We start from the raw sequence: 24,526 nt of genomic DNA, 5'->3' as shown, positions 1-24,526 counted from the left end.
CATCTTTTTCTTTCGACAAGAATAGACTGTATTAGCTAGCTAAAAACACTTTCAGGAAAGGAGTTGTTTTTCGATGGGGGCAAAATGGATAAAAATTTCTATCTTCTATTTATTACTTGTTTTCGCGTTTGGACTGTTCATGCATTATACAATTCAACTTCAATGGAAGGCGACACATGCTCATATTGGTGTAGTAGGTTGGCTGACTACGGGATTCATAGGTTTAGTTTATTGTAATTTTAAAGAAGCTGCAGAAACAGGGCTCGCGAAGGCTCAGTTTTGGCTTTATAATATCGGTTTACCGTTCCTATTAGTTGGTATGATGATGGTTTATTTAGATGTTCCACATTGGTTATTTGAGCTGTTTGTATCTGGAGGCGGTATCGCGGTTGCACTTTCTGTCCTTTTATTTTTCATCAACGTCTTTCAAAATGTGAAGAGTACATCATAAATTAAAAATAACGGACTACTGTCGTAGATTTCCGCAACTGGCGGACGCTCTCCGTTCCAATCAACTAGAATAATTGTTTGAGTGCCTGTCACTCGCCCTTGGCACCCGTTTTGTCTTTACTCCAATAAACAAAAAAAGGCATCAAGAGTGAGCTATCTTGATACCTTTTGTCGAAACTCTGAGCCCCACTTAGCAAAGTGGGGCTTAAGTTTATTTATTTGCTAAAGACAATTTTGACACAAACGAACCACTCATGTTGAGTATCCTCTAGAAGTGTCGTAATCACTATAATTACTGCAATGAGTTAGCTTGCATTTGATACATTTTTTCATAAATTCCTCCAAGCTCTAATAGCTCCTCGTGCGTACCGCGCTCAACAATCTCCCCACGGTCTAATACAAGAATACGATCCGCATTTTTTATCGTTGAAAGACGGTGGGCAATGATAAACGTTGTTCGACCTTTTTTCAAAACATCCATTGCATGTTGGATAATTTCTTCTGTCTCTGTATCGATATTAGATGTTGCTTCATCTAATATTAATATTGCCGGATCAAAGGCTAGTGCACGTGCAAAGGAAATTAGTTGTCGCTGACCTGAAGATAGTGTACTTCCTTTTTCAATTACAGGTTCATCATAACCATTAGGCAAGTTTACTAAGACGCGATCACCACCAACTGCTCTTAAAGATTCCTCCACTTTTTCACGTGAAATTTTCGGATTATTTAAGCTCACATTTGAAGCAATCGTTCCTGTAAATAAATATGGGTCCTGTAATACAATACCCATATGCTCACGCATTGATTGACGCGCGACCGCTGTAATATCAATACCATCGATTGAAATCTTTCCTTTTGAAGGATCATAGAAGCGGAATAATAAGTTCATAATGGAACTTTTTCCTGACCCTGTATGACCTACAAGCGCAATGGTTTCCCCTTGATGAGCTTCAAAAGATAAGTTTTTCAAAACATAATCATCGTTTTTATAGGCAAAGGAAACATCCTCAAAAACGACATTCCCTTTATATCTCGGAAGACTTACTTCTGATACCGGTTCACCGTCTATATCTAACACCTCAAACACACGCTTCCCTGCAACGAGCGAGCGTTCAAGCTGAGAAAATTGATTGACAATGTTTGTAATAGGATTAAATAATTTCGTCAAATAATCGACAAATGCATATAATGTCCCTGCAGAAATTATTTGTGTTGTCGTCATCGACTGCGTCCCAAAGTAGAAAATAAAAATGGTAAACATTAAAAGTCTTAACGTATTCACTAAATTGAATGAAGTCGCCGAATCTAGCACTAATAATTTACGCTCATAGGCATAATGCTCATTATTCATATCATCAAATTCCTTCGTCATTTGTTGCTCACGGCGAAATGCTTGAATAATGGTCATACCTTGTATTGATTCGTTAATCATCGCATTGATATCGGCAATTTTAGTTCGAATAACATCGTTATACTTCGAAGCAAATTTACGATATAAAATCATCCATACGTAAATGATTGGCACCATTACTAATGCTAAACAAGCCATTTGCCAATTTAAAATGAACAGCGCTACATAGACACCTAAAATTGAGATTAAACTTGTTACGAAATTCGATAGCACCTGTACATATAAATTACGTACTGCCTCTGTATCATTCGTCACGCGTGCCACGATTTTCCCTGCCGGTAAGTTATCAAAATATTGAATTGGCAATGTTTGAATATGCTCAAAAACGTCCTTACGTAATTTTTGAACAACGCGGTTTGCTCCCATTTGTAAATAAATATACATAAAATAACGTAATATTGCTGTTGCAATCGCCAATATTAAATAAAGTATTAACAGCCATGTAATCGGCTTTATTTCTAATTTACCAATCGTCATATAATTATCGATTATATGCTTCGCAATAAAAGGCCCTACAAGCTCGGTAAATACTGCAATTGTTAAGAAAAATAAACCTAGTAATATTGGTTTTTTAAAATACATCGCATAGCGAGTTAATCGTTGACTCGTACTCATGAGGCACCTCCTTCTAGCTGTTGACGGTCAAATTGCTCTTTATACCAGCCTTGTTGTGAAAGGAGCTGTTCATGTGTTCCTTGCTCTACGATTTGCCCTTCATCAAGCACAATAATCATATTTGCATGTTGAATTCCCGACAAACGATGGGTTGTAATAATCGTAGTTCGATCCTGTCGTTCTCGTTGAATATTTTCTATAATCTTCGCCTCTGTTTTAGCGTCTACAGCAGAAAGCGAATCATCGAGTATTAAAATTTCAGGGTCTTTTATTAGTGCACGAGCAATAGATACACGCTGCTTTTGACCACCTGAAAGTGATACGCCCTTTTCGCCAACAAGTGTTTCAAGCCCCATTGGGAGATGGGCTAAATCTTTTTCAAAATATGCAGCATAAATCGCTTGTTTCAGCTCTTCTTCCGTTGCATCTTCTTTCCCAAATAAAATATTTTCTCTAATTGTTCGAGAGAATAACACATGATCCTGCGGGACATACCCAATCCAATCGAGTAATTGCTCCTTTGTTTGTGATGTTATATCAATCCCATCAATCGATAACTGGCCCGTTTCAATTGGATATTCACGAAGTAATTGTCGCAGGAAAGTCGTCTTTCCTGCACCTGTCTTTCCAACAATACCAAGTGTTTGCCCCTTTTTTAGTGACAACGAAATTTGTTGAAGATTCTTTACCTGACTCATTGGATACTGGAAGGATAAATTATCGAATCCAATGGCATGCGGAGCTGCTACCGTTTGAGGTATTGCAATATTTTGCACATCTGCTTCATAGCGCAATGTCTCCTGTACACGGTCCAATGAGGCATTCCCTTGCTGCATTACATTAATAAGTTCTCCGATTGCAAAAATTGGCCAAACTGCTAATCCTAAATAGACAGTAAACGTTACAAGTTGCCCTAACGACATCGCCTCAGTAGATACTAAGTGTGCACCGTAACCGAGTGCCACAACATAACTAATACCTGTACCGACTTTCGTAATTGGTCCGAATAAGGCATTTATTTTCGTAGTATGCATATTTTTTTCATAAACGGTTTCACTCATCTCCGCAAATGTTGCTTCGTCCTTTTTTTCTTGGACATATGCCCGTACAACCCGAACGCCTGCTACAGACTCGAGAACACTATCATTTAATTCGCCAAAGGCATCCTGTGCCTTCATATAACGCTCATGCACAATTTTCCCTAAATATTGTATAAGAATAGCCATAATAGGCACTGGTAACATGGCAAAAATGGTTAATTTCCATGAAATCATAAAGCCCATTGCAAAAATAATACATCCCATATAAATGGTTGAATCAATAAGTGTCATAATCCCAAAGCCCGCAGTTAGGGATACAGCATTTAAATCATTCGTAGCACGCGCCATTAAATCACCCGTGCGATTCTTTTCATAAAAAGTAGGCGTCATCCGTAAAAAATGTTGCATTAAATTGCGTCGTAAAATTTTCTCTAAGTTAATGGCACCTTCAAATAATCGAAATTGCCATACAAAATTTAATACATAGCCACCAACAATAATACCGCTGAAAATCAAAATATACTTCGATAAAATTGCAGTTGTCATTGTGCCTGCTGTTAAAATATCAATTATGTTCCCAAGTAAATAAGGAGGAATAACTTCTAAAGCACTAGCAATCATTAATAGCACAATCGCTACTGTGTATTGCTTCCAATATTGCTTGAAAAACCAGCTTAATTTGCTTAATACATCAAACATTTTTCATAACCTTCTTTCTCAAATTGCGTTAAATCTTCGCTACCCACTATCTAGCAATTCCTTATTGAAAATTAATTTCCTTGTGATGTTACGCATACGACATACACTCCTTTTTTAGTTCACTACAACTTTTTTGCAATAAAAAAAGACACATCCCCTCAAAAGAGCATGTGTCTCTTATAAAAGGTAAGGTGCGCCCATACCTTCTATTGCATAATAAATAACAACGTTAGACATGGACAATGTATGAAGCTGTGCTTTTGTTTTGTACTGTTAAAACCATCATTGTCATGCCCTCCTTTTTTGTTATAGTGTTATTGAAGATTATCATATTATTGAAATAATTGTCAACATTCTAACTGTTATTTTTTATATTTTACAGGAAATAATTAACGCTTTAAAGTAGTGAATTGCTTGAATTGGTAAAAAGGGGAACGTGACGTTAAAACTTACTTTCGAATAGCTACCATCCGACCTACGTCCTTGATACAATACAAAGTAATAGTGAATGTAAATGATGTACTTTACAAACAATAATGACCTTAAAAGTTAAAGGAGTCTTTAATATTGAAAACGTTTTTGGCAATAGGTATAGGTGGATTTTTCGGCGCGATGTCCCGCTATTACCTCAGCGTGTTACTTCCCAACACCGCTAACTTTCCAACTACAACACTTTTTATTAATTTAGTTGGATGCTTTTGTTTAGCCTTTCTTTTTACGACTTTTACTAACCGGACACCACTCGTACTTGGCGTTGGTACAGGCTTTTTAGGAGCCTTCACAACTTTTTCTACCTTTTCTGTAGAAACACTTTTACTCATTGAAAATAACCAATGGGTACAAGCCCTTTCTTATTGCTTAATTAGCGTATTGGGCGGTTTAGCTTGCGCTTGGCTTGGTGCTTTACTTGCAAGGGGGCGAATGCAATGATCCTTGTAGGCATAGGTGGAATTTTAGGTGCATTAACAAGATTTTACTTAGGAAAATGGATTGTCAGTACTTATCCTTGGGCAACCTTCATTATCAACATTACAGGTTCTTTTATCCTTGGTCTTTTATTTGGCAGCCATCCAAGTGAAGCATTATGGCATTTTTTAGGTATCGGTTTTTTAGGTGCTTACACAACTTTTTCGACGTTCGGCTTTGAAATGCTACAACTAGTAGAAAAGAAAAAATGGGGATTAGCTTTAGCCTATATTTGTAGTACAGTATTATTAGGATTACTCTTTGCTGCACTTGGTCTTTACATTTTGGCATAATGTCCTTAACATTCAAGAGGTGATTTTTTGACACAAGCTACAATTGAACAGCTCCAAGCGTTGGAGGCTGAAATAAAACATACTTTATATACATTAATTGACTTAGAACTGGACGAAGCCTATCAAGAAATGACTTCTCACTTTGCGCAACTGCTCGCAAAAGTACAAGCAGCTCATTTAATTGATTATAAACTTACTGTTCTAGTGGAACCTCAAGCTTATGCTACCGAGACTTGTATATTATTAGAAAGTTTACTTGAAGCAAAAAATAGACCAAATAAAAGGCATCAGTTATTAACCCATCGGATTATTTTAAAAATTTGGTTGCGTAAAAATCAACACTTTATAAATGACTTATTACCACAAATGTTTTAAGCACCTTGGTTTTCTAAGGTGTTTTTTTGTTGCCAGTCAGTTCCCCGCTAAATAAAACACATTTATTCTATTTCAATACAATAAAATGCTCATTTTATCGAAACCTTCCTTTTCACTTGGCGTTTATTAATTATGAAAGCTACATGACAATCTATTAATTCTATATAAACTGATAAGAGGTGTTTTTTATGGAGAGAATAAAATTACTAGATGTCGCTAGAGGACTCGCTATTATTGGCACACTTGGAACGAATATTTGGGTTTTTGGATCGTCTCATCATACTGTGGAAGTGGATGAAGTTGAAATTTCGAATATTGGTTCATACATATCGCATTTCACAGATTTTTTGACGAATGGTAAGTTTCTAGGTCTGTTAACGATTATGTTCGGTATTGGCATGCAATTGAAATATACTAGCTTTCAAAATCGTGAACTCCCTTGGTTTCGCCTATATTTATGGTCAATGATTTTACTCTATATTGATGGGCTTCTCCATTTTATATTTGTTTTTGAATTTGATGTACTAATGAGTTATTCGCTAACAGGTATCCTCGTTGCTTTTATCATTCAACGATCCGAGAGAATAATGAAAATATGTATGTTTTGTGCTGGTGCTATTCATGTTCTTTACCAAGTTTGGCAAGGGTTCATTAGTGTGATTATGTCTTCTAAGCTAGTAAGTATGTTATTTCCAAATAATCCTTATGCCAATATTAGTACTGAACGTGATTTAGCTGAACAAGCATTAATACGATATGATAATCAATTGCTTGAAATATCTGGGTTTACTTGGTGGGAGCAAGTCGTTTACAGGATGGAGCATTTTTGGGTATTACGATCAGAAGCCATTATGATTTTACCTATGAATGTTTTTTTATTTTTACTTGGCGTCTTCCTCGTACGAAAAGGTTTATTGAAAATGGATGAACGCGGAATTCGACTGCAAAAGCGCCTGCTATGGATTGGTTTTGGTATCGGCATTCCAATCAATGCACTATCGCTCTTCAATGTACATTTTGTCGCATTTGACCGCTACGTTTTTGCCCCTATCTTATCACTAGGCTATTTAGGCCTTGTTTTCTTAATCGCTCGCCACCATAAGTTTGTCAAAACACAACAATATATTAGTAACGTTGGAAAAATGGCGCTTACATGCTATATCACCCAAAACATCGTATCATCCTTTTTGTTCTACAATTGGGGGCTCGGTCTTTCCAAACACTATAACCCGCTTTTAATATATGCATCTTGGTTAGGCATTTCATTATTTATGATTGGATTTTCAACATTATGGTTACAAAAATATAAACAAGGACCTGTTGAAACAATTTGGCGTAAACTTGGCAATATTCCTGTGAATCGCTATAAACAAAAACTAACATAAGCAAAGCTAATTTGTTTGCATAGACAGATTAAAACTTGTATGTGCTTAGTAAATTACTTAGCACATACAAGTTTTTAATTTGCTTTATTTTTTGTACGCATTCCTTTAATAAATACTAGATGAATAAACTGACATTATAAAAACTTTACTTTCTGGCTATTTCAAAACAATGACAATTATTATTAAAATAAAATAATATTCAAATACTTTTTAACTATCGACAAACTGCCAGCTAAACGCAACAAGAAGAGGAGTACACTATTATGAAAAAAGCATGTACAATTGCTGGTTCTGCCGCGCGTGGTGGGGCTGGTATTCAAGCAGATTTAAAAACTTTTCAAGAACTAGGTGTGTACGGCACTTCTGCCATTACTGCCTTCGTGGCAACACACCCTCATACAAAGCAAGGTGTTTATACACAATCACTAGAAGTTATTGAGGCACAGCTTCATACAATTTCGTCACAAATTGGCATAGATGCTTTAAAAACAGGCATGTTATTCACCAAAGACATTATTGAGCTTGTGGCGGACTGGCTCCCTTCCGCTCAAGTCAAACAAGTAGTTATTGATCCTGTAATGTTTGGTAAAGTAGGGACAGCTTTAATGGAGGAAGGTGCCATGACCTCTTTAAAAGACAAGCTATTACCTCACGCTACCATTATGACACCAAATATGCCTGAGGCTGAGTATTTACTCGGGGGGAGAAGCCTTACTACTATAAGTGATTTACAGGACGCAGCCCGTGATTTACATAAGCTTGGTACGCAATACGTACTTGTGAAAGGCGGACGCCTCGATGGTCCCGCAACGGATGTATTATTTGATGGCGTAAACATGCTAACATTAGAAGCTCCTCGTATTGATACAATTCATACAAATGGTGCAGGTTGTTCATACTCTGCGGCGATTACTGCAGGATTAGCACAAGGTCTTAGCGTTGAGGATGCAGTAATTCAAGCTAAAAAATTCGTTACAGCGGGAATACGACGTGCGATTCCGTTTGAAACAGTTGCTGGTGCAATCGACCACCGCGCATATAAAGAGGTTGGAGAAAGTAACATTACGATTACTAGATGCTAGTTTGATGTCCTTTGATTTGAAGGTAGACTAAGAAAAAATCCGCGTAACCTTTTTATAGGTCCAGCGGATTTTCTTGTTTTCCTTTCGAATTTCTCATTCCCCTTGAAAAGAGTAGGTACGCATAACTTGGCATATTTCTACATGATAATGACTGTACCATTTTTCTTTTCCTAATTGTTGCGCTACAGCATGCTTAGCATTGACTTTCCAATTTCGGATTGCTTCTAGCGATTCCCAGTACGATACCGTAATTCCATGCCCTTCATGATTTCTTGTACTCTCAACACGAAGAAAACCAGGCTGTTGTTTTGCTAAATCCTCAATCGTATCTGCCATTTTTGCATATCCAACGTTGTCATCATTCGTCCGCTGTGATGTGAAAATTACTGCATAATAACTATCCATTTTTAGTCCCCCTTCTTCTATCTTCTCTATTGTAAACGATAAATACTTTCAATATAATCGAACTATGGAATGCAAAGGAGCTGGAATAATGAGTATTAACCCAAATATGGCTGAAGTCGCTTCTTTGCTTGGAGAGACATCAAGAGCAACAATGCTAGCTAGTTTAATGGACGGACGATATCATACAGCTAGTGAATTGGCATATATGGCTAATATTAAACCTCAAACAGCTAGCTTTCACCTAGCTAAGCTAGTAGAAGGTAACCTAATAAAAGTCGAAAAGCAGGGACGTCATCGCTATTTTCAGCTAGCAAATGAAGATATTGCACAGTTTTTAGAAACTTTTCTAGCGATTTCACCCCCACCTGAAGTGCGTTCATTAAAGCAATCAAGCCAAATACAATTACTGCAAGATGCTCGAACTTGCTATGACCATTTAGCCGGTAAATTAGGTGTTCACTTAACTGATTCAATGGTCAACTCGGGTTATTTGCAAAAAGAACAAAATGAATATGTTGTTACACCAGATGGCGTAGCTTTTTTTACACAGTTCGGTATAGATTTAGAAAAATTAAAAAGGAAGCGTCGCTCTTTTTGTCACGCATGTTTGGACTGGAGTGAACGTCGTCATCATTTAGCTGGAGCACTTGGCCACGGACTGCTGACACATTTTTTAGACTTAGAATGGATTACGCGTGTACCAACAATTCGTGCAATTAAAGTTACCGAAAAAGGACGAAAAGGCTTTAAACAAGTTTTTCATATGGATGTGAAATAGTGCCAGTCACTCAAACAATTCTCAAACAATTTACTATGCTTATAGTATTTCAGTAAAAATCCACTGAGACTCCTGCGGGAACCCACGTAATGTAAGATGCAACAGACGGTGCGATAGCAACAGTTGCGACTTACTTACATCGTGCCCCGTGGAAAGGACAGTGGATTTTTACGCTATAGAAGTAGAAGGACTTATAGGGTAGCATCGGTTTTAATAGTTGCCTGTTCTTGCAGAAGTAAAATTTCGATTGACTAAATAAATACCACTTAAAATAAATAGCCCCCCTATCAAAAGCGACGAGTGCAATGGTTCATCTAATAATATCCAGCCTGTTAATACTCCAAAGAAAGGGGCTAAGAATAAGTAAGCACTCGTTTTCCCTGGATCACTATTTTGTAAAAGATAGTACCAGCCAGCAAATTGAATGATTGAAGAAAAAATGCTTAACCATAGTAAAATAACCAATGAATGGCCATTAACGATAAAATGTGGCTGCTCCAGTACAATACTACCTAGTAAGAGCAGTAATCCCCCAAAGAGCATCTGATATGCTGATAGAACCCATGTATCAAACAGTACACCCCATTTTTTTGCTAATAACGTGGCGATGGCCCAAAAAACAGCAGAAAGAAACCCGAAAACTAGACCAATTTTCCACTCGATTTGTGCACCCATTGTAATCATGACACCGATTAAACCGAGAATAACACCGCCCCACTGATACAAACGGTAATGTGCTTTTGTAAAAATAGTTGCCAATACAACGACTAACAGTGGGTTCGTAAATGTTAGAATAGAAGATTCACTAGCTGTAATCGTTCGCAAGCTTAAAAATATACACCCCATCACGCCAGCAGTTTGAAACGTACCAATCAAAAGAATTTTCAACCAATTGGCTTTTGTCGTTGGGTGAGGTCTTTTTAAAAGAAGAACAATTACAGCCATTAATACACCAGCTACGATAAAACGCAATGCCGCTAATAATAATGGAGATGAGTAAGGTAAACCCAATTTTACAATGGCAAACGAAGAGCCCATTAAAAAAGTTGTAAGTAGTAATAAAGCGATAAATTTAATATTATTCATACAAATTCCCCTAACTTTTGGTAAAAACTATTTTATAGCCATTATAAACATAGAATAATTCAACGCCTATCGAACTATGGAATACACTGCAATAAAAAAAGCTACCTCCACATTTAGTGGAAATAGCTTTTCATTTAAATTAATAAAGAGAAGGCAATAAATTTTTTGGAAATATCTATTGCCGTGTTCAGTATGATTATGCTTCGTTATTGTGCATGCATAATTACATTCTTTTTCTTTGAAAAAAATAGAAAAGACACGGTTAAGCTTAGACTAATGATACCAAATACTAGACCCATTCCATTTAAGCCGATTAAATCAAGCATCATTCCTGTTGATAGTAGAACGATTTGGAAGACGACAGAGTCAATCATATTGCGGAAGGAAAAGAAACGGCCATAATACTCTTTCGGCACTTGCTTTTGAAAGATTACCATTGTCGTTGGGAAAAAACAACCTACAGAAAAACCAAATAGTCCAAATGTCAGTAACGCGAAGAAAGTATTATCTGCAAGCAGTAACATAAGCTCCATTAAACCAATGATAAACGCAAGTCCAAATAATAATGTACCTATATTCACTCGCTCAACAATATATTTGAGCCCTGCTGCTCCTAACATAAAGCCGATACCTTCAACCGTATACAATAAACCAGAAATAGTTGTGGACTGGTGAATTTCTGATATTTTCATAATGACTAAATTAAAAGAGCCTAAAAATAATGTAGGGATTAACATTAGAACAAGTGTCATTAAAACGACTGGATGCTCTTTTAGCATAGGTAAAACTTCCTTAAATCCACCTTTTTCTTTATCTTGAACGGACAGATTAATTGTTTCATCTAGCTTTAATCCGTTTGTTATAAAATACATTAGTATGTATACAATAAGCGAAATAATGTATAACCATTTCAACTCAAAATAACTTAACATTAAACCCGCTGCCGCTGTTCCAACAATTCGTGAAATCGTTCGAGCATTCATTTGCCATGCATTCAATGAGATTAAATCTTTATCCTTAACAACCATTGGAATAATTGATTGTAAAGCAGGCATATAAAATGCTGCCGCAATTTGCAATGTAATTAAAAAGAGAATCATCCAAATGACCGAATTTGTATAAAGTGCGATAAACATAAAAAATACGCTAATAATGCGACCCACACTAGCAAACTGAATGACCGTTTTTTTCCTTGATTGGTCAATTAGTCGTCCTGCAAGCGGCGCTACAACAAGACCAGCTAAAATTCCAATTGAAATAATTAATGATTTATGAAAATCAGACGGAACTACCTCTTGCATAAATGCTAGATTTCCAATAATCCCAGCCCATAGGCCAAGACCTACTACAAACTCACCTAATAAAATAATCCATACGTTGTGATTTTTCCACATGCTGCATCCCCTCGTTGTCCTCTATTAAATTTTAATAACACCCATCGTAACAAAATTATAAATATTCGTACATATAAAATTACAATTCTACTATTTTATCTCTACCTTAACTTGTAATTATGTATTCTTTTTCCCAATCTATATCCCCTCATTATTGTACCAATCATTTAACGACATCATTGGAAAATCTTCCTCAACATCCAGTCTCAATGGTGCAATTAGCTCAATGGAATTCCCGTCTGGATCAGCAAAATAGATTGCGGCATGTGCATGTGGATTATTTGGTAAAACAAGCGGTTGTTGTGCTGGCGTAAAACCAAATGCTGTTTTTATTTCAATGTCAATGGATTGCAGCCACTCTTTCACTCGTGCTAAATCTTCTTCATCAATTCTGAAAGCAATATGCCGAATAGAAGGATGATAATCTAATTTTGCTTCCTTACTTTCCCAAAGCCCAATCCAACTTTCCCCTTTGACAATCCAGAAAAAAGCTAATTGATTTTTCACATAAGCTAACTCAAGCCCTAGTTTCTTATAAAAAGTGATTGACTTTTGTAAATTACTTACTGGTAAATGTGCTTCATATAACCCTTTTATCATGCTATCGCTCCTTTTCATCACTGACAAAAGTATACTATTTATTTAGAAAGTGAAAATCATGCTAAAGGATGAAATGTTCACCTTATTTTTACCTTTCTCATTATTCTTTCTCGATGTTCCAAAAATAAAAAATGAAGAGATGCTGCCTATTATAAGCCTCACCTCTTCATTATTATCAATTATAAACCCTCTAATTTACCTACAAGGGATTTTCTTTTCCTATCGACGATTTTTTGAGCTAATAACGTGACGACAAATAATATGCCGACTGCTGTGGCCATCATACCTGCAATGGACGTGTCCCAAAATTTCGCCAAATAATAGCCAATAATCGCTGCTGCCCCGCCAAATAACATACTGTATAGAAACATTTGTTTAATCGATTTACTAATTAAATTGGCTGTTGCGGCAGGACCAATTAACATGGCAACTACTAAAATTGCCCCTACACTATCAAATGCTGCTACAGTTGTGAAGGAAATTGAAGTCATAAAGCCATAATGCAGAAAAATAATTGGAACGCCTATAGACGCCGCATACACTGCATCAAAGGTTGCTAGCTTCATTTCCTTAAAGAATAAAACAAGGAACCCAATGTTTATTAATAAAACGAGCAACAACATCCAGACTGCTTTTGGCATTGTAATCGATAATAATGTCCATTTATCCCAAGGGACAAAGGCAATTTCACCCATTAATACATGCTCAACGTCTAAATGAACATTGCTAGCAAACAATGTAATAAGCAAGACGCCTGCAGCAAATAAAGACGTAAAGACAACACCAATGGCAGCATCTTCCTGTATACCCGATGAATGCAGTAACTGTACTAAATAAGCAGTTAATATCCCTGCAATTGCCGCTCCTATTAGCATCCAAAAGCCATTTAATGTTTGCGTAACAATAAAAGCCATAACAATTCCGAACAGCACAGTATGGCTAATGGCATCTGCTATCATCGACATTTTACGTAATATTAGAAAAACTCCTGCTATACCACATGTTATCCCTACTAGAAGACCTGTAAAAATGACCCAAAACTCAATCACCCTACCTCACCTTGCTTTCGAAACTGTTTTTTTCTGAGAAACTTATTAATTTGCCCTGCTGGACTTATTAAATAAGAGATAAAGAAAATGCTAGCTGCTACTAATACGATAATAGGTCCTGTTGATAATCCCGTTCGCAGTGAACTAATAAAGGTTCCGACTAAACCTGATATGCCACCAATCGTAGCACTCAGTACAATCATGGAACTTAATTTTGTCGTCCATAGCCTAGCACTTACAGCAGGAATGATTAACAGTGCCGACATTAAAATAACACCAACGGATTGGATACCTGTTACAATTGTCAAAACAATCAATATCGTCAATACAGCTTTTAACGCTTCAACCGGCAAGCCAATGCCCTTTGCATAAACAGGATCAAAGATTAAAAGCTTCCATTCCTTATAAAATAATAGACTAACTAAAATGATGATTGTTGCACTAATAAATAACCATGTTAAATCAACTTTTGTCATTGTTGCAGCTTTGCCGAAAATAAAATCATTGAGTCCGCTTTGATTTCCTAGCGGACTATGATTCACAATTGTCAAAAATACGACCCCTACCCCAAAAAATACGGTCAATACTAAACCAATAGCAGCATCTGCTTTCATTTTAGAAAATGAAACAATCCATTGAATACAATATACGGATAATGCTGACGTAATTGCAGCCCCTAAAATTAAGATTGGTAAATCTTTTTGGCCCGTTAATAAAAATGCTATAGCAATACCAGGCAACGCTGCATGTGCTGCAGCATCCCCAACTAAACTCTGTTTTTGAAGAAAGGAAAAGGTCCCCGTTATTCCAGCCGCAATGCCAAGTAGCATCGTACCGAGCAACACCCAAAGTAAGTTACCGCTTAACATACGCTGTTCGCTCCTAACGTGTCTTGCATCATAAATAATTTACCACCGTATGTTTTTTGTAATTGTTCAGCAGTAAAAACATCTTCAGTTGCACCTGATGCTAAAATCGTCTTATTTAATAAAATTGTGTAATCAAAATATTCTTTTACTGTTTGTAAATCATGATGCACAACAAAAATACTTTTCCCCTGTGCCTTTAAGCTTTTTAAAATATCGATAATCGTTTTTTCTGTTGCGGCATCTACACCAGCAAATGGTTCATCTAAAAAATAGATATCTGCATTTTGCGCTAGAGCCCTTGCTAAAAACACACGCTGTTGTTGACCACCGGATAATTGACCAATGGAACGCTCTGCAAAATCTTGCATTCCTACACTTTCCAAAGCTTGATTAGCAAGCAGCTTATCCTGTTTGGATGGCCTTTTAAATAAACCTGTATGTCCGTATCGCCCCATTAACACAATATCGAGGGCATTTGTTGGGAAATCCCAATCGACTGCATTGCGTTGTGGTACATAGCCAACAATTAGACTTTTTGGATCAAAGTTCTTTCCTAGTATTTCTACTTTCCCAACCTTATTTGGTAATTGATTTAAAATTGCCTTTAAAAATGTTGATTTGCCTGCTCCATTCGGACCAATTATTGCCGAGAGTCTGCCTGTAGGCACTGTAACGTTGGCATTTTCCAACACTGTTTTCTTATCATAAGCAACCGATAAATTTTCAACTGTTAATGCATTCATTTTTCCACCTACTTCAGTGCATCGACAATTGTGTCGATGTTATGTTGATACATCCCAATGTATGTGCCTTCTTTTGTTCCTTCAGCACCCATAGCATCTGAAAATAACTCTCCACCAATAACAATGTCATGCCCTTTCTGTTTTGCTCCTTCTATTACGGCTTTCATCGCTTTATCTGAAACGCTTGACTCTACAAAAATAGCTTTGATTTTGTTATCAACTAAGAAATCTACCATTTCCTGTACGTCTTTCACACCATATTCTGCTTCTGTACTAAGCCCTTGTAAGCCACGAACTTCAAAACCTTGGCTCTCACCAAAATAGTTAAACGCATCGTGGGCCGTTACTAATATACGTTGTTTTTCTGGAATTTCATTAATACGCTCTTTCGCGTAAGTTTGCAATTCATCTAATTTTTTCAAAAAAGCTGTTTCATTTGCTTTAAAATCATCCTTATACTCTGGATATTCTTTCACAAGTGTTTCCGTTACCGCTTCTACAACTTGTTTCCAAAGGTCAATGTTAAACCATATATGCGGATCGTGTAGTAGCCCTTCATCTTCACTATCAAGTAGCTTATCTTTATCTAACTTATCACCAACAGCTAATACCGTTTTATCTTTTGACATTTGATCGAAAATATCGAGCATTTGGCCTTCCAATTGTAAACCGTTATAAAAAATTACTTCAGCGTTTTCTAATTTTGATAAATCACTTTGTGTTGCCTTGTACAAATGTGGATCAACACCAGGTCCCATTAAAGCTGAAACAGTTAAATGGTCACCGCCAATTTCTTTAATAACATCGCCAATATGCCCTGTCGTTGCAACAACGACCCCTTCCCTTTTTCCAGTTTCATTTTTTTCTGCGCTACAACCAAAAAGTAACATCATTAAAACAAATACACCTAATAAACGTTTCATTTACCATTACCGTTGTCAAAACCTTCTAAAACGTTATAAGTTTACGTTTACCTCTTGCTTCATCGTACTCATTTTTACCGAAGCTACTTTCGTTTGTCTTAGCAGCACCACAAGCTGATAGTGCATACAACGAATACATATTAGCCGTATCTTCTGCATTTTGACGACTAATAGAAACTACATAGATGGGCGCAGGATTTTCATCTTACTATGCTACACCCATCACCTTTAGAGATTCTTTCAAATAGTGAAAACTTCTACATAAAGCGATTTCCACTATAGATTTCAGAAGAAGGATAACATTTAACTGTTTCAATCAAATATACGCTAGAAACTCGTACAGCTTTTGTTGCCCAAATGAACTTGAGAAAGATGTTATTATTTATCTTTCTCAGTAGGATTACTTCTCCAAATCGGTGCTAGAAAGTTTATCTTTATTGTTAGTCGCTACTTAATGAAGATGATGATACGGGTATTCGTTAAGCGATGTTGAAGTAAACGTATTACTTTTTTTGTTTTATAGTGTTGCTTGTTTTGACTAAACGGCTTCCCTCCTTAAATTTTATAATTTACGAGAAATGCTTCGCTGCAACTTGCGTAAACATTTCTCTTATTTCCGCATTACTGTTGATGCAACTTTGTCTCTCAAATTAATTATTTATCATAAATTTCTTCATAAGCTGTTTCCAGCCCATCCAAAATACAACAATTGAAATCGCTACACCTACAGATTGGGTCATTTTCCACAACATCGTCAGAAACACTAGTATTCCTAGTGGAAGAATCGTTAGTTTTAATTCATCTAACTTTTTCATTGACTCACTCTTCTTTCGTTTACGATATTTTGTTTCCCTTAGGAAAAATATATGCTTAAAGTGAATAAATTTCAACTGTTTTAACAAAAATTTTTAAAAAAAATTTTTTTCTTGCACATCTTTTGTATTTAGCCTACAAAAAAACACCGCCAATTTTTGTACATGTTCTACAAAAATTAGCGATGCCTATCTTGGTTAAAAAAAAGATGAAAAATTGATGTTCGTTTTCGCCGTTTAACTGTCCTATATCGCTGATAGATTCTTCGATATTGCCAATAAAGTCTGACTACTTTTTGACTAGTAAAAAGGACATGCACTTGAAAATATCTAATGGAAACATTTGCAGTTTCCATCTATATCCTGCAAACTAAATAGTATAATTGCTAGAAAGGAAGAATGCTAATGAAACAATTATTGAGTATAGTATTGCTTTCATTACTTATCGTTGCTGGTAACCTCAAAGTAGAGGCAGCTGGTTTTACAGATGTGACCGAAGACCATTTTGCTTATGAGGCCGTCATGTGGGCAGAGGAATATGACATTATTGATGGCTATGCTGACGGCACGTTCAAGCCGAATGCGACCATTACCGAGCAACAATTTGCAAAGTTACTTGCAAATTATTATGAACTAGAAACTCCATTTGATGAGTTGAAAAAGCAAACCCCTGCAGCGAATTGGTCAGATGAGTATTATAACCGCCTTGCAAGTTATGGTGTACCTCTTAACGGCTACTTTCATAACAATATCCGAGCAACTGCTATAAAACGTGGGGTTGTTGCACAGGCTATCACTCACCTAGCCGAGGGTAAACGTGGTCTCAATGAATCCATTCAATTTTTACTCGATTCCTATATTTCCACTGGTCAGAACGAGCAATATGAAAATCGTGATTTGCAAAAGTTTTTCGGCGTTGCAAACAATATGACACGTGCACAAGTCGTCACATTACTCCATCGCATGGATTCGAGAAATTTTTATACTATTTCTGAAGATGCACAAAACATTTATGATAATCCGAGCAATGCTTCCTTAAATTCACGAGCGATCAATGGACAACATCAGCTAGATAAAACGATGCAGCAAGTGCCTCCTTCAAATAGTGCGTGGGAAGGGACTTATACGTACTACTATAAATGGGGCAAAGGGGCGAATGAGTTTAATCGACGCGACGCCATTATTTCTAATGTCACAAGCAAAACGTTTAACATTTCTTTAACAGCAAGTGATGGTCAACAGTTAGGTAGTGTAGATGGGACAGCTACCATTACATCTAACACTAAGGCTGTAATGAACAGATCTGAAAATGGAAACCGCTGTGTTCTGGAATTCGAGCAACTTAAAAATGCGCTAAAAATAATCGAGGTTGATTGCAGTTCAGAGCGCAATGAAGGTACGAATTTTTCAGGCACATTAAAAAAACAATAAAGTCAATAAGTCACGCCTGTGAAATGAACTTATTAGCTACACTCAAACGCAAAAGAGCATAGACTAACACGTTTATTTTGAAAGATTTTAACATTGTGCACATTCATCATTTACGACATGCTGAACATCAATATGTTAAAGGAATAAAAGAAAGAGAGAACTATAATTAGTTCTCTCTTAAAAGATAAATGAGCTTACACTAGTATAAATTCACTAGTTGGCGTTGTATTATTTTTCTCCACTTAACTCAACTAATATTTTAGATTGAGTTTTGTCGTTTGTTAACGCTTCAAAGCCTTTATCAACGATATCATCTAATTTTATTTGGCTTGTGATAATGCCTTGTGGATTTAGCTGACCAGCACCCATTGCATCTATTGTTCTTTGGAATATTGTTGGTGTATAAACAATTGAAGAAAGAAGATTCACACCAGTGTTTGTAAGATGAATTGGATTCCACTCGATTGGTCTCGCAAAAATAGAAACAATCATCATATTACCACGCGCTTTTGTTACATCAATAGCTTGTTTAAAAGTAGGAGCAACTCCAGCAACTTCAAAAGAAACATCTACCCCATCTGCTACAATCGCTCGAACAGCTTGTACAGGGTCTTCTTTACCTGAGTTAATAATATGTGTTGCACCTAACTCTTTTGCTTTTTCTAATCGGTTATCAGATAAATCTAATACGATAACTTTGCTTGCTCCAGATGCTTTAGCAGCAATGACTGTCAATAATCCAATTGGACCAGCACCAAACACTGCAACTGAATCTCCTAAAGTAACGCCAGCATCTTTTACAGCTTGTACAGCAACCGCCATCGGTTCTACTAATGCACCATCTTGTAATGTTAAATTATCAGCTAAACGGTGTATATTTGTTTCAGGCACGTTTGCATATTTTGCAAACCCACCGTTTCCATGTAATCCGATAAAATTAAATCCATCATAACGATCGATATCTTCATGTTTGTTTCTATATGTTAAAGTAGGATTAATTACTACTCGGTCTCCTACTTTAAAATTTGTAACCTTAGAACCAATTTCTTCGATTACGCCAGCAAATTCATGTCCCATTGTTAGCGGAGCAATTTCACTCGTTAAATCAGCTTTTGCATCAACCGGTATGAATACTGGACCTTCTTGATATTCATGTAAATCACTTCCACAAATACCTGCCCAAGCTACTTTTACTTTCACTTCATCTTCTCTTAAAGCTCGTAATTCAACCTCTTCTACTCTAATATCTTTTACGCCGTGCCAAACTGCTGCTTTCATATCAATTTCCCCTTTAAAATTTAATTAAAATGATGCCATAAAATAACATCTTTAATAGCATTTCGGGCATTTTCAAAATCCGATATTTCTATACACTTGATAAACGTATGAATGGACATATGATAGGATTCAACGAGATTCATTTTCCATTTTGTTTGTGCAGCTACATTTGTAACAAATATGGTTTCTTTAAAGAAACGTAGCATCGCAATATTTCCAGTAATATCGAAAAACAATTCTAACAGGTGGGCAAACGATACAACATATTCGTAAATATTTTTTACGGACTTTCGTTGTTCCATCGTTTCAAAACGAAGTAAAAGTTCATTTTGAAATTCGGCAGTCCATTTTGTTTCACAATTTTTAAGTGCAAGATCCAACAGGTAATAAAGGGTCTCTAAATAATCCTTCAATTCCTGATCCGAAATAATTTTTACACTTACACCTTTATGTTGTATTTTTTCAACTACACCATCTTTTTGTAAAAGATACAGAGCCTCTCGGACAGGTGCATGACTTACTTGTAACTCTTTTGCAATTTCCGACTCTATCAAACGCTGTCCTTGTTCATATTGACCTGAAAATATGCGAAATAATAATTGCTCAGCTATTTGTTCTGCTATCGTTTTCTTCGAAATTGAATTTTCATTAAACCCCATCTAACCACTCCAATAAATTTATATCCTCTTATTTTAATAGTTCCGTGTATATGGTGGCTAGTAAAAATGTTATCCATTATAGATTATCGATAATCTATAAATGTTATTCTAATATGAAAACGCTTCGATTTCAATAATTTTGAATCAGGCGCAGTAATATTTTTATTCAATAGTACGCAAAAAATGATTATAATCGTATTGTTTAGCCGCATGAAAAGCAGCTTAAGGCATGGATAACAACTAAAAAACGACCTGATTGCATGCTGCTTTCAGGTCGTTTTTATCATTATGCTTCTACCGAAATATGTTGGAATGTTGTGACATCAAATAGTCCTGAATCCGTTAATTTTAAAGATGGGATAACAGGCAATGCCACAAATGAAAACGTTAAAAGAAAATGAAAATCTAAATTAGGATTTAGCTCATTTAGTGCAGTGTGTAGACTCGCTAATTGCATTTTGGCATCATGTGCTGTTGCATCTGTCATTAGCCCACCAATTGTTAATGGCATTTCTGCTAATATTTTGCCGTCTGCTACGATCACAAATCCCCCTTGAATTTCTTGAATACGATTAAGGGCCATGACCATATCATCATCATTCGTTCCAACGACTAGTGCATTGTGAGAGTCATGTGCTACTGTCGTTGCAACCGCACCTTTTTGCAATCCAAAACCTTTCACAATACCAAGACCTGTTGTGTGCAAATGATGGTGGCGCTCGATTACAGCCAACTTTAGTAAATCCTGCTCTACAGATGGAATAAATTTACCCATCGTAACCGGTACATCTACTACTAAATGATTGGTAATAAGCTGATTAGGAACAATCTCCATTACATTAGCTTTTGATCCTTTTGTAAATGGAATGGCAATCATGTCCGTAGTAATAGGTGGCAAATGCACAGAGCGATGGATATGAGCAGGCACTTCGGGTTCTACACGCGCCGTTAGCATTGTACCTTTTTCAGCAACTTTGATGCCATTTTTCCAGACAGCTTGCGCTCGCATTTTCGTAACATCTTCCACTAAGACAAAGTCGGCTTTATAGCCTGGTGCTATTGCCCCTCGATCGTATAAACGATAGCACTCAGCTACGTTAATTGTAGCTATTTGAATAGCTTGCAATGGCTCCATTCCTTCTTCAATCGCCATCTTGATATCAAAGTTGATGCTTCCCTCTTCCATTAATTCGTCAACATACTTGTCATCTGTACAAAAACCAAAGCGACGCGCATTAATTGTATTTACAGCCGGTAATAAATCACGTAAATTTTTAGCTGCTGAGCCTTCACGTATTAATACATACATTCCTTGCTCTATACGATCTAACGCTTCTTCCGCTGTCACACACTCATGATCAGTATGAATGCCTGCCGCTCGGTAACCTGTAATTTGTGTGCTAGTCAATCCTGCACAATGTCCGTCTACAACAAGGTTAGCTTGTTGTGCTAACCTAATTTTTTCAAGCATGTTCTTTTCGCCATTCAGCACAGCTGGAAAATCCATCACCTCTGCTAATCCACGTACATTATCATTGGTCATAAAAGGGGCTAAGTCTGTAGCAGTAAGTGTGGCCCCTGCATGTTCAAAACGAGTGCCTGGCACGCTGGAAGGCAGCATTACAAAAATATCCATTTCCGCTTTTTTCGCATCATCTAGCATAAACTGGATGCCTTCAGCACCTGCAACATTTGCTATTTCATGCGGATCTGTGATGACAGTCGTCACGCCGTGAGGAACAAGCACGCGACTAAATTCAGAAGGCGTAAGCATTGATGATTCAATATGTATATGCCCATCCATTAAGCCTGGGATAACATAATGCCCTTCAGCATCTTCCTCATCGTGAGCAATAAAACGATTTTGTGTATCGAGAGCTACAATTTGCCCATTCTTCACAACAATATCTGCATTCTTCCACGTTAAAGTAAAAACATCTGCAACTTGTGCATTACGCAAAATAAAATCTGCCTCCATTTTCCCCTGTGAAGCCTGTATATTTTCTGCTAGCTGCTGTACTTTTTCTACCATTTTGAGCACTCCCTTTTCTTTTATGACCTATCATGCATGAATGACGAAGGAGTTTCAAGTCATGTTGATTGTTTCGTCTTCATTTTTTTATATACCTTATTACTAGTATGAAAAAAACGACCATTTATAAATGGTCGTTTGTAAATTCTAACTCTTTAGGTGGCTCACCTTTTTTGTTCATCAATCGCATACGAATAGGCTCAATTTTAAGTGTCACCATTTCATCTTTGTTGCCAATGAAAATACCTGTAAAAAATTCTGCTAATTTATTTTTCAAGCCTTCCTCTTCAATTTCTGTAAGCTTCCCTTCAATTTCTACAAACGAATCACCAAAGCCTCCATTATCGTAGCCATATAAAATATGTGTATAAGGATTTTTCAATAGCTCATCGATTTTCTCAGAGTGCTTATTTGTCACTGTATATAATACGAAGTCTTCATTTTGAAATGTCATATAACGTGAATATGGCTTGCCATTTTCAACGGTTGCCATCGTTCCTATTTTTTCTCGATTTAATACTTCTAAAATTTCATCACGTACTGAAGTCATTTCATCCCATCCTTTCATATTCATTATTATTTTACCCCTCGTTCTTAAAGCTAAACCGCCTTTTTTTGAAAAATATGAAATGACTATTTTCGGCGTTTTTCTAAAACTATTGCTATAATACTTTGTTGGACAATATGAATTTTTCAGAATGAGGTTTTAAATATGAAACAAGCTTTTTTTACACGATGTCTATTTTTCATTGCTGGCATCTTAGTTCTATCCTTTGGCATAACTTTAACTATTAAAGGACAATTTTTTGGCGTTGGTTCATGGGATGTTTTACATATAGGGTTAGCCAAAACATTTGGTCTTACAATTGGCACTTGGTCTATACTAATTGGTTTAGCCATTTTAGCATTTGATATGCTAGTGACAAAGAAATTTCCTTTACCAGGTACATTTATAGATATGTTTTTAGCTGGCATTTTTATTGATATTTTCAACTTTTGGCTCCCAGATATTGAGGGCTTTTGGATGCAGCTACTTGCCTACTTAACTGGATTGCTTTTACTTGGTTGGGGCTGTGGCATGTATATGGTAGCGAATTTAGGCATTGGCCCACGAGATACATTAATGCTCTTGATGGTTCATAAGCTAGGCTGGAGTGTTACACGTGCTCGTACGTTAATGGAAGTAACAGTTGCTATTATTGGCTTTTTACTTGGTGGTCCAATTGGAGTAGGAACAGTGCTAATGGCTTTCGGCCTTGGCCCAATTGTACAATTAGCATTAACTTACAATGAGAAATTATTTACAAAATGGACTGGTGTTAAGAGCGTTGTCGTTTAAAAAATATATAAATTCAAAAAGCTTGTGAAATGTAATACTTCACAAGCTTTTTCATGACTAAATTAGTTATTTGAAAACTCTTTATTCTCTCGGTTCAGCTGTATTTTGCCCTGTCGCTTCTATTACTTCAGGTGTGCCATCTACTGTTTCCTCTTCTTGTACATTTTCTGCTGCTGGAGGCGTGATTGTCACTAATGTATAGTCGTCTTCATTTAAAATTTCAAAGTGTATGTTTTGACGAATATCTCCAACATACAGTGAGGTACCAATTGCAACATTGGTTACGTCGACTTCTACCGTTTCTGGTATTTCCGAAGGTTTCACTTTAATACGAATTTCACGATTTGGTTGTAACAAGAAACCTCCATCTTTAACACCGATAGCATCACCTACTACGGTAACAGGGATATCGACTTCTAGCTCTTCTGACATATTGATTGATTTAAAGTCTACATGCTTTACAAAACCTTTTAACGCACAACGTTGTACTTCTGTTAATACTGCATTTACTTTTTTTCCTTCGACATCTAATTGAAATACACTTTTACTACCAATTTCGCTTAAAACTTTAGCAAATGTTCTGGCATCAAGTGATATCGAAGTGGGCTCCATTTGATAACCGTAAACAACGCCAGGAATGGCACCACTTTGTCTTAGTTTTGTTAATGTTGAGCGTTGTCCTTTATGACGTTTTGTAGCATTTAATATAGTACTCATCAGCATTTTCCCCTCTCGTGAAAACTAGTCTCATAAATGGTTTTGCCCGATCGTTTGTTTTTTATACCTTTTTATAGTTTTAATGTGCTCAATTT

Annotated in this window: 25 protein-coding genes; 9 read left to right on the top strand and 16 right to left on the bottom strand. The window is 36.5% G+C overall.

Annotation, left to right across the window (positions count from 1 at the left end):
* The first annotated feature begins 73 nt into the window (after positions 1-73).
* Positions 74-451: a hypothetical protein gene (locus NSQ74_RS13970; protein WP_340824091.1), complete on the top strand. Its 378-nt coding sequence runs from the start codon at positions 74-76 to the stop codon at positions 449-451.
* Between the two features lie 291 nt (positions 452-742).
* Here NSQ74_RS13970 and NSQ74_RS13965 read toward each other — a convergent pair whose 3' ends face one another.
* Entirely contained in the window at positions 743-2,476 is a 1,734-nt protein-coding gene (locus tag NSQ74_RS13965; RefSeq protein WP_340824089.1) for an ABC transporter ATP-binding protein, read from the bottom strand.
* Entirely contained in the window at positions 2,473-4,215 is a 1,743-nt protein-coding gene (locus NSQ74_RS13960) for an ABC transporter ATP-binding protein (protein ID WP_340824088.1), read from the bottom strand. Before NSQ74_RS13960 ends, NSQ74_RS13965 begins: the two co-directional genes overlap by 4 nt.
* A gap of 567 nt (positions 4,216-4,782) precedes the next feature.
* Here NSQ74_RS13960 and crcB point away from each other — a divergent pair.
* The 5 genes from crcB to thiD all read left to right on the top strand — a co-directional run bounded on the left by crcB (position 4,783) and on the right by thiD (position 8,316).
* Complete coding sequence (gene crcB, locus NSQ74_RS13955; protein WP_340824086.1) at positions 4,783-5,145, top strand: fluoride efflux transporter CrcB; 363 nt, start codon at positions 4,783-4,785, stop codon at positions 5,143-5,145.
* Positions 5,142-5,474, top strand: a complete 333-nt coding sequence (locus NSQ74_RS13950) for a fluoride efflux transporter FluC (protein ID WP_340824085.1) — start codon at positions 5,142-5,144, stop codon at positions 5,472-5,474. Before crcB ends, NSQ74_RS13950 begins: the two co-directional genes overlap by 4 nt.
* A gap of 27 nt (positions 5,475-5,501) precedes the next feature.
* Positions 5,502-5,849 carry a hypothetical protein gene (locus NSQ74_RS13945; RefSeq protein WP_340824082.1) on the top strand — a complete coding sequence of 116 codons (348 nt, stop codon included), beginning with the start codon at positions 5,502-5,504 and terminating at the stop codon, positions 5,847-5,849.
* A gap of 188 nt (positions 5,850-6,037) precedes the next feature.
* The gene (locus NSQ74_RS13940) at positions 6,038-7,234 is read left to right on the top strand and encodes a DUF418 domain-containing protein (RefSeq protein ID WP_340824081.1); all 1,197 of its coding nucleotides are present in this window, start codon (positions 6,038-6,040) and stop codon (positions 7,232-7,234) included.
* A gap of 263 nt (positions 7,235-7,497) precedes the next feature.
* Positions 7,498-8,316, top strand: a complete 819-nt coding sequence (gene thiD / locus NSQ74_RS13935; protein ID WP_340824079.1) for a bifunctional hydroxymethylpyrimidine kinase/phosphomethylpyrimidine kinase — start codon at positions 7,498-7,500, stop codon at positions 8,314-8,316.
* Positions 8,317-8,409: 93 nt separating this feature from the next.
* Here thiD and NSQ74_RS13930 read toward each other — a convergent pair whose 3' ends face one another.
* Entirely contained in the window at positions 8,410-8,721 is a 312-nt protein-coding gene (locus tag NSQ74_RS13930; RefSeq protein WP_340824078.1) for an antibiotic biosynthesis monooxygenase family protein, read from the bottom strand.
* 88 nt (positions 8,722-8,809) lie between these two features.
* Here NSQ74_RS13930 and NSQ74_RS13925 point away from each other — a divergent pair, with 88 nt between their 5' ends.
* Positions 8,810-9,499 (top strand): ArsR/SmtB family transcription factor, encoded by a 690-nt coding sequence (locus tag NSQ74_RS13925; protein ID WP_340824077.1) that lies wholly within the window; start codon positions 8,810-8,812, stop codon positions 9,497-9,499.
* A 210-nt stretch (positions 9,500-9,709) separates the two neighbouring features.
* Here the strand turns inward: NSQ74_RS13925 and NSQ74_RS13920 are convergent, their stop codons facing one another.
* The 8 genes from NSQ74_RS13920 to NSQ74_RS13885 form a co-directional block, all read right to left on the bottom strand.
* Positions 9,710-10,585, bottom strand: a complete 876-nt coding sequence (locus NSQ74_RS13920; protein WP_340824076.1) for a DMT family transporter — start codon at positions 10,583-10,585, stop codon at positions 9,710-9,712.
* 206 nt (positions 10,586-10,791) lie between these two features.
* Positions 10,792-11,979: an MFS transporter gene (locus NSQ74_RS13915; RefSeq protein WP_340824074.1), complete on the bottom strand. Its 1,188-nt coding sequence runs from the start codon at positions 11,977-11,979 to the stop codon at positions 10,792-10,794.
* A 138-nt stretch (positions 11,980-12,117) separates the two neighbouring features.
* Positions 12,118-12,579 (bottom strand): VOC family protein, encoded by a 462-nt coding sequence (locus NSQ74_RS13910; RefSeq protein ID WP_340824073.1) that lies wholly within the window; start codon positions 12,577-12,579, stop codon positions 12,118-12,120.
* 179 nt (positions 12,580-12,758) lie between these two features.
* Positions 12,759-13,628, bottom strand: coding sequence for a metal ABC transporter permease (locus NSQ74_RS13905; protein ID WP_340824072.1), 870 nt, complete (start codon positions 13,626-13,628; stop codon positions 12,759-12,761).
* Positions 13,625-14,497, bottom strand: coding sequence for a metal ABC transporter permease (locus NSQ74_RS13900; protein ID WP_340824070.1), 873 nt, complete (start codon positions 14,495-14,497; stop codon positions 13,625-13,627). Before NSQ74_RS13900 ends, NSQ74_RS13905 begins: the two co-directional genes overlap by 4 nt.
* Complete coding sequence (locus NSQ74_RS13895; RefSeq protein WP_340824069.1) at positions 14,491-15,240, bottom strand: metal ABC transporter ATP-binding protein; 750 nt, start codon at positions 15,238-15,240, stop codon at positions 14,491-14,493. Before NSQ74_RS13895 ends, NSQ74_RS13900 begins: the two co-directional genes overlap by 7 nt.
* Positions 15,241-15,248: 8 nt before the next feature.
* A complete protein-coding gene (locus NSQ74_RS13890; protein ID WP_340824067.1) occupies positions 15,249-16,163 on the bottom strand; it encodes a metal ABC transporter solute-binding protein, Zn/Mn family in 915 nt (304 codons plus the stop codon).
* 650 nt (positions 16,164-16,813) lie between these two features.
* Entirely contained in the window at positions 16,814-16,978 is a 165-nt protein-coding gene (locus NSQ74_RS13885) for a hypothetical protein (RefSeq protein ID WP_340824065.1), read from the bottom strand.
* Between the two features lie 402 nt (positions 16,979-17,380).
* Here NSQ74_RS13885 and NSQ74_RS13880 point away from each other — a divergent pair, with 402 nt between their 5' ends.
* Positions 17,381-18,406: an S-layer homology domain-containing protein gene (locus tag NSQ74_RS13880; protein ID WP_340824063.1), complete on the top strand. Its 1,026-nt coding sequence runs from the start codon at positions 17,381-17,383 to the stop codon at positions 18,404-18,406.
* A 228-nt stretch (positions 18,407-18,634) separates the two neighbouring features.
* Here NSQ74_RS13880 and NSQ74_RS13875 read toward each other — a convergent pair whose 3' ends face one another.
* The 4 genes from NSQ74_RS13875 to NSQ74_RS13860 all read right to left on the bottom strand — a co-directional run bounded on the left by NSQ74_RS13875 (position 18,635) and on the right by NSQ74_RS13860 (position 22,925).
* Positions 18,635-19,684, bottom strand: a complete 1,050-nt coding sequence (locus tag NSQ74_RS13875; protein ID WP_340824062.1) for a 2,3-butanediol dehydrogenase — start codon at positions 19,682-19,684, stop codon at positions 18,635-18,637.
* A gap of 20 nt (positions 19,685-19,704) precedes the next feature.
* Positions 19,705-20,343 carry a GntR family transcriptional regulator gene (locus NSQ74_RS13870; RefSeq protein WP_340824061.1) on the bottom strand — a complete coding sequence of 213 codons (639 nt, stop codon included), beginning with the start codon at positions 20,341-20,343 and terminating at the stop codon, positions 19,705-19,707.
* 286 nt (positions 20,344-20,629) lie between these two features.
* Positions 20,630-22,375: an adenine deaminase gene (gene ade, locus NSQ74_RS13865; RefSeq protein WP_340824059.1), complete on the bottom strand. Its 1,746-nt coding sequence runs from the start codon at positions 22,373-22,375 to the stop codon at positions 20,630-20,632.
* A 124-nt stretch (positions 22,376-22,499) separates the two neighbouring features.
* A complete protein-coding gene (locus tag NSQ74_RS13860) occupies positions 22,500-22,925 on the bottom strand; it encodes a pyridoxamine 5'-phosphate oxidase family protein (protein ID WP_340826464.1) in 426 nt (141 codons plus the stop codon).
* Positions 22,926-23,087: 162 nt separating this feature from the next.
* Between NSQ74_RS13860 and NSQ74_RS13855 the strand changes: the two genes are divergently transcribed.
* The gene (locus tag NSQ74_RS13855) at positions 23,088-23,714 is read left to right on the top strand and encodes a YczE/YyaS/YitT family protein (protein WP_340824057.1); all 627 of its coding nucleotides are present in this window, start codon (positions 23,088-23,090) and stop codon (positions 23,712-23,714) included.
* An 81-nt stretch (positions 23,715-23,795) separates the two neighbouring features.
* Here NSQ74_RS13855 and NSQ74_RS13850 read toward each other — a convergent pair whose 3' ends face one another.
* The gene (locus NSQ74_RS13850; protein WP_340824056.1) at positions 23,796-24,431 is read right to left on the bottom strand and encodes a 50S ribosomal protein L25/general stress protein Ctc; all 636 of its coding nucleotides are present in this window, start codon (positions 24,429-24,431) and stop codon (positions 23,796-23,798) included.
* Between the last annotated feature and the right edge of the window lie 95 nt (positions 24,432-24,526).

It is taken from the genome of Lysinibacillus sp. FSL W8-0992 (genome assembly GCF_038008685.1).
Lineage (GTDB): Bacteria > Bacillota > Bacilli > Bacillales_A > Planococcaceae > Lysinibacillus.
This window is presented reverse-complemented; position numbering and strand designations above follow the sequence as displayed.

Bases quoted from the DNA above. Each gene is read 5' to 3' on its own strand.
- NSQ74_RS13970 (WP_340824091.1), top strand. From the start codon at position 74: ATGGGGGCAAAATGGATAAAAATTTCTATCTTCTATTTATTACTTGTT.
- NSQ74_RS13965 (WP_340824089.1), bottom strand. From the start codon at position 2,476: ATGAGTACGAGTCAACGATTAACTCGCTATGCGATGTATTTTAAAAAA.
- NSQ74_RS13960 (WP_340824088.1), bottom strand. From the start codon at position 4,215: ATGTTTGATGTATTAAGCAAATTAAGCTGGTTTTTCAAGCAATATTGG.
- NSQ74_RS13950 (WP_340824085.1), top strand. From the start codon at position 5,142: ATGATCCTTGTAGGCATAGGTGGAATTTTAGGTGCATTAACAAGATTT.
- NSQ74_RS13940 (WP_340824081.1), top strand. From the start codon at position 6,038: ATGGAGAGAATAAAATTACTAGATGTCGCTAGAGGACTCGCTATTATT.
- thiD (WP_340824079.1), top strand. From the start codon at position 7,498: ATGAAAAAAGCATGTACAATTGCTGGTTCTGCCGCGCGTGGTGGGGCT.
- NSQ74_RS13930 (WP_340824078.1), bottom strand. From the start codon at position 8,721: ATGGATAGTTATTATGCAGTAATTTTCACATCACAGCGGACGAATGAT.
- NSQ74_RS13925 (WP_340824077.1), top strand. From the start codon at position 8,810: ATGAGTATTAACCCAAATATGGCTGAAGTCGCTTCTTTGCTTGGAGAG.
- NSQ74_RS13920 (WP_340824076.1), bottom strand. From the start codon at position 10,585: ATGAATAATATTAAATTTATCGCTTTATTACTACTTACAACTTTTTTA.
- NSQ74_RS13915 (WP_340824074.1), bottom strand. From the start codon at position 11,979: ATGTGGAAAAATCACAACGTATGGATTATTTTATTAGGTGAGTTTGTA.
- NSQ74_RS13910 (WP_340824073.1), bottom strand. From the start codon at position 12,579: ATGATAAAAGGGTTATATGAAGCACATTTACCAGTAAGTAATTTACAA.
- NSQ74_RS13900 (WP_340824070.1), bottom strand. From the start codon at position 14,497: ATGTTAAGCGGTAACTTACTTTGGGTGTTGCTCGGTACGATGCTACTT.
- NSQ74_RS13895 (WP_340824069.1), bottom strand. From the start codon at position 15,240: ATGAATGCATTAACAGTTGAAAATTTATCGGTTGCTTATGATAAGAAA.
- NSQ74_RS13890 (WP_340824067.1), bottom strand. From the start codon at position 16,163: ATGAAACGTTTATTAGGTGTATTTGTTTTAATGATGTTACTTTTTGGT.
- NSQ74_RS13885 (WP_340824065.1), bottom strand. From the start codon at position 16,978: ATGAAAAAGTTAGATGAATTAAAACTAACGATTCTTCCACTAGGAATA.
- NSQ74_RS13880 (WP_340824063.1), top strand. From the start codon at position 17,381: ATGAAACAATTATTGAGTATAGTATTGCTTTCATTACTTATCGTTGCT.
- NSQ74_RS13875 (WP_340824062.1), bottom strand. From the start codon at position 19,684: ATGAAAGCAGCAGTTTGGCACGGCGTAAAAGATATTAGAGTAGAAGAG.
- NSQ74_RS13870 (WP_340824061.1), bottom strand. From the start codon at position 20,343: ATGGGGTTTAATGAAAATTCAATTTCGAAGAAAACGATAGCAGAACAA.
- ade (WP_340824059.1), bottom strand. From the start codon at position 22,375: ATGGTAGAAAAAGTACAGCAGCTAGCAGAAAATATACAGGCTTCACAG.
- NSQ74_RS13860 (WP_340826464.1), bottom strand. From the start codon at position 22,925: ATGACTTCAGTACGTGATGAAATTTTAGAAGTATTAAATCGAGAAAAA.
- NSQ74_RS13855 (WP_340824057.1), top strand. From the start codon at position 23,088: ATGAAACAAGCTTTTTTTACACGATGTCTATTTTTCATTGCTGGCATC.
- NSQ74_RS13850 (WP_340824056.1), bottom strand. From the start codon at position 24,431: ATGAGTACTATATTAAATGCTACAAAACGTCATAAAGGACAACGCTCA.